At 41.5% G+C, this 10,814-nt stretch carries 11 protein-coding genes, 1 tRNA gene and 2 pseudogenes; 11 read left to right on the top strand and 3 right to left on the bottom strand.

Annotated features, from left to right (window positions below; all coding sequences use genetic code 11):
- Positions 1 to 42 precede the first annotated feature (42 nt).
- From EWV84_RS00860 to petE, 3 genes are all read right to left on the bottom strand, one after another.
- Positions 43 to 116, bottom strand: a tRNA-Met gene (locus tag EWV84_RS00860).
- Between the two features lie 83 nt (positions 117 to 199).
- Complete coding sequence (locus EWV84_RS00865) at positions 200 to 1,927, bottom strand: succinate dehydrogenase/fumarate reductase flavoprotein subunit (protein ID WP_287075783.1); 1,728 nt, start codon at positions 1,925 to 1,927, stop codon at positions 200 to 202.
- A 202-nt stretch (positions 1,928 to 2,129) separates the two neighbouring features.
- Positions 2,130 to 2,507, bottom strand: a complete 378-nt coding sequence (gene petE, locus EWV84_RS00870; protein ID WP_002774547.1) for a plastocyanin — start codon at positions 2,505 to 2,507, stop codon at positions 2,130 to 2,132.
- A 192-nt stretch (positions 2,508 to 2,699) separates the two neighbouring features.
- Here petE and petJ point away from each other — a divergent pair, with 192 nt between their 5' ends.
- The 11 genes and pseudogenes from petJ (at position 2,700) to EWV84_RS00925 (ending at position 10,719) form a co-directional block, all read left to right on the top strand.
- Positions 2,700 to 3,020 (top strand): cytochrome c6 PetJ, encoded by a 321-nt coding sequence (gene petJ, locus EWV84_RS00875; RefSeq protein ID WP_002796336.1) that lies wholly within the window; start codon positions 2,700 to 2,702, stop codon positions 3,018 to 3,020.
- Between the two features lie 116 nt (positions 3,021 to 3,136).
- Positions 3,137 to 4,816, top strand: a complete 1,680-nt coding sequence (locus EWV84_RS00880) for a DUF3352 domain-containing protein (RefSeq protein WP_287075784.1) — start codon at positions 3,137 to 3,139, stop codon at positions 4,814 to 4,816.
- Positions 4,817 to 5,052: 236 nt separating this feature from the next.
- Positions 5,053 to 5,298: pseudogene (locus EWV84_RS00885) on the top strand (hypothetical protein); the annotation flags it as partial.
- Positions 5,299 to 5,362: 64 nt separating this feature from the next.
- Positions 5,363 to 6,607, top strand: a complete 1,245-nt coding sequence (locus tag EWV84_RS00890; protein ID WP_287075785.1) for a DNA cytosine methyltransferase — start codon at positions 5,363 to 5,365, stop codon at positions 6,605 to 6,607.
- Positions 6,580 to 7,554, top strand: a complete 975-nt coding sequence (locus EWV84_RS00895) for a Bpu10I family restriction endonuclease (RefSeq protein ID WP_287075786.1) — start codon at positions 6,580 to 6,582, stop codon at positions 7,552 to 7,554. The genes EWV84_RS00890 and EWV84_RS00895 overlap by 28 nt, the downstream gene beginning before the upstream one ends.
- Before the next feature lie 29 nt (positions 7,555 to 7,583).
- Positions 7,584 to 8,090: pseudogene (locus EWV84_RS00900) on the top strand (type ISP restriction/modification enzyme); the annotation flags it as partial.
- 211 nt (positions 8,091 to 8,301) lie between these two features.
- Positions 8,302 to 8,541: a UPF0175 family protein gene (locus tag EWV84_RS00905; protein ID WP_158198648.1), complete on the top strand. Its 240-nt coding sequence runs from the start codon at positions 8,302 to 8,304 to the stop codon at positions 8,539 to 8,541.
- 5 nt (positions 8,542 to 8,546) lie between these two features.
- Positions 8,547 to 9,038: a PIN domain-containing protein gene (locus EWV84_RS00910; protein ID WP_287075787.1), complete on the top strand. Its 492-nt coding sequence runs from the start codon at positions 8,547 to 8,549 to the stop codon at positions 9,036 to 9,038.
- Between the two features lie 330 nt (positions 9,039 to 9,368).
- Positions 9,369 to 9,662, top strand: coding sequence for a hypothetical protein (locus tag EWV84_RS00915; RefSeq protein ID WP_287075789.1), 294 nt, complete (start codon positions 9,369 to 9,371; stop codon positions 9,660 to 9,662).
- Complete coding sequence (locus EWV84_RS00920) at positions 9,652 to 9,915, top strand: type II toxin-antitoxin system RelE family toxin (RefSeq protein WP_002733470.1); 264 nt, start codon at positions 9,652 to 9,654, stop codon at positions 9,913 to 9,915. The genes EWV84_RS00915 and EWV84_RS00920 overlap by 11 nt, the downstream gene beginning before the upstream one ends.
- A 462-nt stretch (positions 9,916 to 10,377) precedes the next feature.
- Positions 10,378 to 10,719, top strand: a complete 342-nt coding sequence (locus EWV84_RS00925) for a tetratricopeptide repeat protein (protein ID WP_287075791.1) — start codon at positions 10,378 to 10,380, stop codon at positions 10,717 to 10,719.
- Positions 10,720 to 10,814 lie beyond the last annotated feature (95 nt).

Below are 10,814 nucleotides of genomic sequence, written 5' to 3' on the forward strand. Positions count from 1 at the left end.
TGTTAATGGGAAATCGGATTTAACTACCGGCTTTATAAGTAATGGCGGGAAGCGGATTTGAACCACTGACCTTCGGGTTATGAGCCCGACGAGCTACCAGACTGCTCTATCCCGCGTTGCTTTATCTACTATAGAACTAAATCTCGGTAAATGCCAAGGAGTTTGTAATATTCCTTTACATTTACCGTCCGACCAGAGGTTAATACTTACGTTCCACGGGGGTGAAATCCTGAATCACCACGGGCATATAGTCGATATCGATGCGGTCGGGGGAATAATAGGCGAGGGTATGCTGAAGGAAATTTTGGTCATCCCGTTGGGGAAAATCCTCGCGGGAGTGGGCCCCTCGGCTTTCTTGACGATTGAGGGCAGAGGTGAGGATAATTTCCCCCACCACCATGAGACTTTGTAATTCCCAGGCCTCGATTAGTTCCGTATTCCAGCAATCCCCCCTATCATCCAGGTAAATCTGCTCGTATTTGCGCTTTAACTCGCCGATTTGTTTAATTCCCTCGCGCATAGTCGCTTCGGTGCGAAAAACGCCGCAATGTTGGGTCATACAGTCTTGGAATTGCTGACGCAGTTGACCGATGCGAATCGTGCCTTTTTTGGTCAATAAAGCGGTGATTTCCTCTTTCGCATCCTGAAGGTAAATATCGGAATTAAAGACGGGAAAAGCGCGTTTTTCGACGTATTTAGCGATCGATTTGCCGGTTCTTCTCCCATAGACCACACATTCTAACAGGGAATTACTGCCCAAACGATTGGCCCCGTGAACAGAGACACAGGAACATTCCCCGGCGGAGAAAAAGCCCTCGCTGAGGGTATCGGCACTTAAGCGAACGCGACCATCGGTATTAACGGGAATGCCTCCCATACAATAGTGAACTGTAGGACGTACAGGCATCGGTTCCTCTACCGCATCGACACCGACGAGACGGTGGGCCTCCTCCCAACAGAAAGGAATGCGACTCATAATTTTTTCCCGGCCTAAATGGCGTAAATCCAGATAGACAAAGGGGCCTCCGGCGCTACCGTCCAGATTTACCCCCCGGCCGGCGCGAATTTCTAGGGTAATGGCGCGGGAAGTGATGTCCCGGGGGGCCAATTCCATGCGCGAGGGAGCGTAATCTTCCATAAAACGACGACCTTCGCTATTGATTAAATAAGCTCCTTCACCCCGGACCGCCTCCGAGATTAAAACACCGACGGGATAGAGTCCAGTGGGGTGAAATTGGACAAATTCCATGTCTTCTAGGGGAATACCCGCTTTTGCCGATAAAGCTAAACCGTCTCCCGTACAGGCGAAATCGTTGGAGGTGGTGTTATAAACGCGACCATAGCCCCCCGTCCCGAACATAATTGCTTTTGCCCGGAGGATTTCTAACTGTCCGGTGGCGATTTGGTACATAACTACTCCTTTAGCTGTACCTTCTTCGAGGATAAGACGCAAAACGTACCATTCATCGTAGATTTTTACCTGATTACGGCCTAAATTGCTGACTAATTCGTGCAGCATGGCGTGACCGGTTTTATCGGCGGCGTAACAGGCACGGTTATGGCTGTGACCGCCAAAGGCTCTTTGGGCAATGCGTCCATCTTCGAGACGGGAGAATAACACGCCTAGATGTTCCAATTCGATGATAACTTCGGGGGCTTCTCGGGTGAGGATATCCACCGCATCCTGGTCAGCCAGAAAATCGGAACCTTTGACAGTATCGTAGGCGTGGGCCTTGGGATTATCTTTGGGGTCAACGTTTTGCAGAGCGGCGGCGATACCTCCCTGGGCAGCGACGGAGTGGGAACGAATTGGGTGGGTTTTGGCAACGACAGCAACATCGATAGTCGGGTTGAGGCGTTTGATTTCTAAGGCGGCGCGGCATCCTGCTAACCCACCGCCCACTATAACGACATCGTGTTCTTTCATGGCTGATTTTCCTACGGGCTTCTGTTTCTATGGTGGGGTGAGAATTGCTCCCAAGTGAGTTTTGTAATCGAGACTTTATATTTCAGGAGTCAAAAGACAAAAGACAAAAGGCATCTTTGTTCTCCCCACACCCCACACCCCACTTCCCAAAAAACAACCCGCGGCAGTTAACCGCGAGTTATTTTTGGCTAAAATCGGATCATTACTGAACGGTAATCGTTCCGACCATACCGGCGCCGCGATGGGGTTCGCAGTAGTAGGTGTAAGTACCCGGTTCGCTGAAAGTGCTTTCAAAGGACTCACCGGCGGAAAAAGCCAGACCTTTGTGGGATAATTTGCTGGCTTGAGCTTCGGCAACTTTGGTGCTATCGAAAACTATGTTATGGGGAGAAAGTTTGTTATTGACCCATTTCACCGTATCTCCTGCTTTAATAGTCAGGGTGGGGGGATCAAATTGTAGTGTACCTGCATCACCGCCCATCTTAACCGTGAAGGTTTCCGCAGCAGCGGCGGCAGTGTTGAAGAAGAAGCTAGAGACGACTAGCACCACGGTAGCGAGCAATAAACCTAATTTTTTCATGCTTGTTAATCCTTTACACGAGGGAAGATGACAAGTTTGACAGCCTGTCTTTTGACAAAAAAGTAAAAGTTTGCTTTTAACTGTCCCATGGATTAATTCTACACGAAGTTTGACAGCTTGTCTTTTGACAAGAAAACCGTTTTTTTCTGACGATGGTTGGGGAATTTCTTGAGAAATAGAGGAGAACCTATCGTGAAAAGATTATTAATTTCCCTGTGCTTGCTCTTGGCTGTGGTTACATTCGGTATGGCTCGTCCCGCTTTAGCTGATGGGGCTTCGATTTTCAGTGCTAACTGCGCTTCCTGCCACATGGGCGGTAAAAACGTGGTTAATGCCGCTAAAACCCTGAAAAAAGAGGATTTAGTTAAATACGGCAAAGATTCCGTTGAAGCTATCGTTACCCAAGTTACCAAAGGTATGGGGGCGATGCCTGCTTTCGGTGGTCGTCTCAGCGCTGAAGATATCGAAACTGTAGCTAATTATGTCCTCGCTCAAGCGGAAAAAGGCTGGTAAAAATTAGTTATCGGTGGCGAGTTATCGGTTGTCAGTCTGGTAAGAATTGTAGCGATCGAAATTCTTGGGTCATCTGCTGGCTTAAAATAGCTAATGGTTCATCTCGGGGCAAGGTTGTGAAATTGCGATCGTTTTTCTATATTTTAGGTGCGACGGTAATCATTCTCCTAGGAGTCGCTACAGCCAGTTTTGCTTGGATTCTCGCCGATAGTCCGCTGTCTTTGCTCAAAGGTGGAGTAATGCGGGAACCGACGGCGGCGATTTTTGTGCCGAAACAGGCCCCGGTTATGGTATCCTTGTTGGTCAATCCCGAACGTTTGGAGTCTTTTGGTCAATTAATCGCTACACCGGCTAATCGACGACGTTCCCACCAAGAAATTAAGGATTTAGAAAAAACTCTCCTCGGTAAAACGGGATTGAATTATCAAAAGGAAATCAAACCCTGGTTAGGGGAGGAAATTACCCTCGCTGTTACTTCCCTAGATTTCGATCGCAATACCGATAATGGTATCCAACCGGGTTATCTTTTGGCAATTCAAAGTAAAAATAGTGAAAGTGCTAAGGAATTTCTGCAAGCTTCCTACTCAAAACAGGCAGTTTCAGGCAAATTTGACCTAGTTTTTGAAACCTACAAGGGAATTAACCTTATTTATCAACGTCCCTTGACCACAGGAGATAATAATCGTTTTCTCGCTAGTGCCGTGGTCGGGGATACGGTGCTTTTTGCCAATAATATCAAGGTTTTGCGCGAGGCCCTCAATAACGTGCAAGTACCGGATTTAAACCTAAAAAATAGCCCCGATTACCAAGAAGCAATAAAAAATATCACTGAACCGCGTATAGCTATCGTTTACAGCAATTTACCCACGTTATCGGCTTGGATCGCTAATCAACCCGTCCCGGAGAGTCCCGAAGCCAAACAACGATTAGCCACGGCTTTTACGCTCAAATCCGGGGGAATAGTCGCTCAAACCGCCTTAATTGGGGTCTTAGGACAGGATAACCAAGCACCAATTTTATCTAGTCCCGTGGGAGCATTATCTTTTATCAGCGAAAATAGCCTTTTAGTCGCCGCTAGTCGCGATTTAAATCGTTTTTGGACTCAGGTAGAGGAGGGGTTAGAAGCAGATAGTCCCCTACAGGAATTAATAACACAGGTCTTAAACCGCTTCCAGTCGCCTTTAGGTTTAAATTTGCCTGAAGACGTTTTTAGCTGGGTTAGAGGCGAATATAGCCTCGCTCTCGTGCCTAGTTCAAAGGGGATGGAACCCGATAGTGTTTTTCTAGGGGAACGGGTGACAGGGGTGGATGTGGACAGTGCGATCGCTCATTTGGACGAGTTGGCCCGCAGTCGCGGCTATAATGTGGTTAATCTGCCTTTACTCGATCGATCGGTGACAGCTTGGACAAAGTTAACCACGGCGGTCCCAGGGGGAAAAGCGCAACTAGAGATGATCGTGACGGGAGTGCATACGAGAGTCGATAATTATGAAATTATCGCTAGTTCTGTGGAAGCGATGGGATTAGCTTTATCTGCACAGAAAAACCCGATTTTAAGCAGTGGTAAGTTTCGACAGGCAATTACTGCTTTACCCGCAGAAAATGATGGTTATTTTTACATCGATTGGCGACAATTACAGCCAGTTATCGAATCGAAATTCCCGATCGTGCGGGTGTTAGAATTGTCGATTAAGCCTTTATTTAATAATCTGCGTTCTCTTACTATTAGCAGCCAAGGTAGTGAAAATTCTGTGCGTCGGGGAACGATTTTCTTTAATCTGGGAGTGAAGTCTTAATCAGTTATCAATTACTGAAGGTAAGAGGCAACCCCCCAACCCCTCCCGACATCGGGGAGCAAAAAAAGGGGGGACGGGAGAGGGGAGTCTGATTGACTGGTATCACTGGAAATGCCCACGCTGATCACAAAATTGGCCAATTGTCAATAGTTTTTGAGATGCGCTCACCCTGTGAGATTTTTCTAGCTTTTTCGGGAATAATAAAGATAATCACCTCAATCTCTAATTTTTCTGCTATGTCTCGTCTCCTCATCCAGCAATACTATAGCGAAGTCGATAAAATTATTCAATTTGGAGGCAGTAAAAAAGAAACTTCTTTAAGGGTTGCTTTCCAGAATCTTTTAAATGAATACTGTAAAACCCGTGATTTTTTATTAATCCCGGAATTAGATTATCGCAACAAGTCAGGAAAGTTGGTTTATCCCGATGGTACAGTCAAAGATGCTTTAAGATTAGACTGGGGTTACTGGGAAAGTAAGGAAAATTTGAAGAGGATTAGTAGTTGAACCACACAATCATCTCATCTGTTGACAAAAGTTAAATTATATGTTCATACAACAACCAATAGCAATTGATATATTTGCTGGAGCCGGTGGGTTCGGACTAGGATTTAAAATGGCAGGTTATTCAGTGCCGTTAGCACTGGAAATAGATGCTTGGGCTTGTGATACTTTGCGTTACAATCATCCTAAAATGCTAGTTCTTCAACATGATATTCGTGATTATTGTACTGAAGATAGTGTCAAGAAAGTGTGTATTTTTAAACCAGACGTTATTATTGGTGGTCCACCCTGTCAAGGATTCAGTATTGCTGGTCCGGCACATAAAGATCCTCAGGATCCGAGGAATAGTTTGTTTTTAGAGTTTGCTCGTTGGATAGATTACCTAAAACCGAAAGCTTTCATTATAGAGAATGTCAAAGGAATTTTATCTCGCAAAAATAGCGACAATTTAAAAGTTATAGACATTATACAAAGCACCTTTATTGAGCTTGGTTATTTTGTAGAGGTATGGTTAATAAATGCGCTTAATTATGGCGTTCCTCAGTCCAGAGAAAGAGTTTTTATTGTGGGAAATACCAGTGGAAAAAAGATTGGAATCCCCACTATTAGTCATTCGTTAAAGTTATACAATGATAGAGGTAATCGTCAACTTTCCTTGTTAGAAACAGAGACCTTAAATCCTGCTATTAATCTCTGGGATGCTATCTCAGATTTACCTTTATTAAATGCGAGAGAAGGACAAGAAGAACAGTCGTATATTTGTGACACTCAAAACAGCTATCAAACATGGATAAGGGATAATAGTGATGTATTATATAATCATGTAGCTATGGAACATTCAGCAAGACTTGTTGAACGTTTTAAACATATTAAATGGGGAGAATCTAGTTCTGATGTACCCCAAGAACATAAACCTAGACGAAGAAGTAGCAATGGGGAGTTATCTTCCCATTGCTATGATCAAAATAATCGTCGTTTAAATCCCTACGAACCATCTCATACAATTACAGCTTCATTTTATGCTAATTTTCTGCATCCTTTCCAAAATCGTAATTTAACTGCTCGTGAGGGTGCGCGATTACAATCTTTTCCCGATCAATACCGTTTTCTTGGCAAAAAAACCGTGGTTTCTCAAAAGTTATTACATAGAGAAAAAAGATTTGACGAAAAATTCCTTTGTCAGTACAATCAAATAGGTAATGCTGTACCACCTCTCCTCGCTCGTTCCATAGCATTACATATTAAAGAAAAGTTAAATTTATGTCCAAAACCAGTAGAAATCCTCTAGTTCACGGTTCTAATCTTGAACAAAAGGAAAACCACCCTCAAAAGTATAAAGATGCTGAAAGTAAGCGATTTCTTGGTGAAATACGAGAAAAATATGATCAGTGGTGTCGCATTAATTATAAATTAGTCGGACCGACTTCAATAGCAACAGAGCGAGACAATAAAATTTTGCAAAGACGAGTTAAACTGCTGTCAATTTATAAAGATTTTATCGATCAACAACACTACGCAGAAAAATTTGACTCTCGTTCCAATCTTCATTCAACGGTACTTGAGGAATTTTTGTACTATTTATTTAAAGATTTAATTGGTGATTTTGGTGAGAATACTTTAATTGGTAAATCACACACTTTCAAAGACATTTTCTTTGTCCCTCCCAGTTATTCAGAAATGCTCAAGCGTCCTTACGCTCGTATTGAGAAAAAGGATCATGATTTTGTTATCGGTACAACAATTAAAGCATCTCTAGAATCATCTTATCCCCTGGCACAAAATAATCCGACAGAGCAGTTATCATCTTTTTCACCAAAAGATGATCCAGATAGTTATTCTGAGGTGAAAATCACCAATAATACTGAAACACATATTTTCGATCTGCCAGTGATTGTTATCGAATGCAAAACTTATTTAGATAAAACTATGCTGGAAGGTTCTTCACGAGCGGCAGAAGACTTAAAAGCACGCAATCCTAATAGTTTATATATTGTAGTGATGGAATGGATTAAACTATCAGATGATGTCAATTTAAGGAAATATAAAGTCGATCAGATTTATGTACTTCGTCAACAAAGAAATACTGATCGCGAATTACGATATAAAGAAAATTATGTCAAAAATTCAATTAATCATCTAGTTATACAACACCTTTTTAATGCAGTAAGAGAACATTTAACAATGGATTGGACTGGTGGAATTGAACATGGCATTCAGAGAGGTTGGTTAATTTAACTAACCATTCTCACCGCTTATTCTTGGCATTCTGCTATACCTATGCAGTCCTTCATCATCCAGCATATCGCAGTAAATACGAATTAAATCTCAAGCGAGAATTTCCTCGTATTCCCTTGTATGAAAACTTCCCACAATGGGTAAACTGGGGAGAAAAATTAATCCATCTGCATATCAACTATGAAACCGTCAATCCCTATCCGTTAACCCGCGTTGATATTCCCTCTAGCAAAGATAATCCCACCCCAAAACTGAAAGCAGATAAACCCGCAGGAAAAATAATTCTTGATGATGTCACCACCCTCGAAAAAATCCCCGCAACTGCTTGGGAATATAAACTCGGTAATCGTTGCGCGTTAGAATGGGTATTGGATCAATACAAAGAAAAGAAACCCAAAGATAAAACCATCGCTGAGAAATTTAATAGTTATCGTTTTGTAAATTATAAAGACAAAGTTATTGACTTATTGACTCGTGTGTGTACCGTTAGTGTTGAGACAATGGCAATTATCGAGGAGATGGAAAACCTCGGATGACTTTTTGTTGGGTTTCATGCTTCAACCCAACCTACGTTCATCTTATATTTAATTCCACCCACCTACTTAGGACAATTCCTCGGCAAAATTAAAGTCGATCCCGTGTTTTTAGATATTGATGTTGTTCTTTCGAGCATCTCACTCAATGTTGGCTTGGTTTGGTGTTAAAATTGGGTTAGGTCTGTCTTAATTAATAAAACTTAGCAAGACAATGAATACTTCGACCACTTTTCAAGAAATCGCCGCCGAAATTCAATTATTTGATAATATTGAACAAAAAGAACAATTTATTTTTGTAGTGGGTGCTTTAGTTTCTCGTATCATCAGTCTTCATAAAGCAGCAGAAGTAATGGAAATGGATACAGAAATGTTCTTGAAAATTTTAGAATTAATGGGAATCGATTTTTCTTATCTTACTACGGAAGACATAGATAGAGAAAAAAATTGGTAATCTCCATGAAAATTGTTTTCAATTCTTCTCCTTTACTCTTTTTGTCTCGGTTAGGCTTTTTAGAAAAATTCCTAGATTCTGATGATAATTTTTATTTGCCTGTAACCGTACAACAGGAAATTAATGCCAAACAAGATCAATCTTCAGAGACTCTTAATAAGCTGATCGATCAACAGAAATTAACCATGCTAAATATTCAATTAATCTCTCTAGCAAATAGTTTAAATGAACGTTTAGGGAAAGGTGAATCTGATGCCATCACTTTAGGAATAGAATTACAAACCGATTATATCGTCCTTGATGACTTTGCCGCAAGAAAAGAAGCAATACGTTTAGGATTGAATGTTAAAGGAACTTTAGCGGTTATTCGTAAACTTCTCAAAGAAGAAAAGATAGAAATTGAAAATTTGGAGAGTTTTTATCAAAGACTTGGAGAAATTAACTTTAGAGTCAAGCGTGAAATATTTGAGAGCATTTTTAGTAATAAGAGCTTGTAGGTTGGGTTGAGGGATTTAATACTTAGGAGAAAGCTGCTCGATTCAATGATTTGAATGAAACCCAACATTCTTAACGACATTGGTGTGGTTGGGTTTCACTCAAGCGTCACTAATAACCGTTCTGGATCCGTTATCAAGTAGCCAGTGGTATTGATTCTGTGGGAGGACTCTCCTGGGGTACTATAAATGTAGAGGGAGAAACATTACCTCTCCAGACGCGAATCGCCGAGTGTCATCAATTCCCAGATTAGATTACAAGGTAGCAAGCCCTAACTTAAAAAATTCGCTAAGATATATATAATCAACTTAAAAGGAGCAATTTATCAGACTATGACTATTACTGACGTTCAAGTAAATCTCTCGACCTCAGAAGATTTTTTAGATTCTGAAACATTAGCACAGATTGATTTGATGCAGCAAAAAATTCAAGAATATCTCCAAACCTTATCATTAGAAAATTTAAAGACTATTCTAGAATTTGCTGCTTATTTATCAGATAAAGAGAGTGAGCAAGCAACCCAAGAAATTAGAGAAATTCCCAATATCATAGAAAAATTAAAAGAAGCTGAAATGGATTTACAATCAGGTCGTCTCATTGATTGGAAAAACTCAGATGATTTATAAAGTCTGTTTAACAGCTAAAGCTAATAAAGTTTATTCTGAAGCTGATTCAGTCTTGAGAAAGAAGATTGCTAAGTGTTTAAAGATTCTTCAAGAAACGCCCAAAAATCACCCTCAAATTAAAGCATTAAAGGGAGAATTTGCTGGGAAGTATCGCTTCCGAGTCGGAGACTATCGGGTTATTTATATCGTTGATGATAGTCAATCTCAAGTTATTGTCTTACTCATTGAACATCGCAGTCAAGCTTACCGCTAATAAAACGCGATGAATACAACAGAGGTCTAGTCCTTTTTCTTGGGTTGAGCGAATCAATCGGTTAAAGAAAACCTCTCAATTTTAGGGGAAAGCGAAACCCAACAGCCAACACCTAAACCCGTCTCAATGAGCGATCGCTTCTCATGGCTTTTTGTGGGGTTTCCTTGGGTCTATAGTTGGGTTTCCTTACGTCAACCTAACCTACGGCTTTTTGGGCAAAAAAAGCCCTGACAACTGAGGCAAATTAATTGGACATCGCTAATCGTCGGGGATTTGCCTACCATATTGCATCGAAAAAAACAAGTATTTTTCACTAAATGACAACAAAGCACTCCCGATTGCGGTACTTTTTCCCTTTGTATCCGAAACAAAAAAAATTGCTCGCCCTATTCTGCATATTTCCAAAAAAGCAGCCGATAAAATTAAGTAAAACTTCAAATCATCCCCACCGAGGAACTAGCCATGAAATCCTTTGCCCTTCTTACCACCGTTAGCCTAATCAGCCTTTCCACTCTCGCGACTGTTCGCCCCGTCATGGCGCTAGAGAGCCGACAACCAGCCGAAACCCGGATCGCTCAAGGGAACAATCAAGACGCGATCGGCCACTATAACCGGGGAGTTGACTACATCCAACAGGAAAAATACGATCTCGCCCTCGCTGAATTCACCAAAGCGATCAACATTGATCCCCGATACGCCGAGGCTTACCTCAATCGCGGGTTTCTTTACGAACAACAGGAGAAACCCGACCTCGCCCTGTCCGATTACAATCAGGCGCTCAACATTAGAACTCTTGCAAATTAATTATATGTTATAATGATGGGTTAACTAATTTTCCCCAAAAAATTAGTTAATCAGTACATTCGTCCTGAATAAAAACTTGAAGTTTAACTTTTAAC

The sequence above is a fragment of the Microcystis sp. M_QC_C_20170808_M3Col genome (assembly GCF_007095505.1).
Lineage (GTDB): Bacteria > Cyanobacteriota > Cyanobacteriia > Cyanobacteriales > Microcystaceae > Microcystis.

Coding starts and splice junctions, on each gene's coding strand:
- petE (WP_002774547.1), bottom strand. CDS start 2,507: ATGAAAAAATTAGGTTTATTGCTCGCTACCGTGGTGCTAGTCGTCTCT.
- EWV84_RS00890 (WP_287075785.1), top strand. CDS start 5,363: ATGTTCATACAACAACCAATAGCAATTGATATATTTGCTGGAGCCGGT.
- EWV84_RS00895 (WP_287075786.1), top strand. CDS start 6,580: ATGTCCAAAACCAGTAGAAATCCTCTAGTTCACGGTTCTAATCTTGAA.
- EWV84_RS00865 (WP_287075783.1), bottom strand. CDS start 1,927: ATGAAAGAACACGATGTCGTTATAGTGGGCGGTGGGTTAGCAGGATGC.
- EWV84_RS00910 (WP_287075787.1), top strand. CDS start 8,547: ATGAAAATTGTTTTCAATTCTTCTCCTTTACTCTTTTTGTCTCGGTTA.
- EWV84_RS00920 (WP_002733470.1), top strand. CDS start 9,652: ATGATTTATAAAGTCTGTTTAACAGCTAAAGCTAATAAAGTTTATTCT.
- EWV84_RS00915 (WP_287075789.1), top strand. CDS start 9,369: ATGACTATTACTGACGTTCAAGTAAATCTCTCGACCTCAGAAGATTTT.
- EWV84_RS00905 (WP_158198648.1), top strand. CDS start 8,302: ATGAATACTTCGACCACTTTTCAAGAAATCGCCGCCGAAATTCAATTA.
- EWV84_RS00925 (WP_287075791.1), top strand. CDS start 10,378: ATGAAATCCTTTGCCCTTCTTACCACCGTTAGCCTAATCAGCCTTTCC.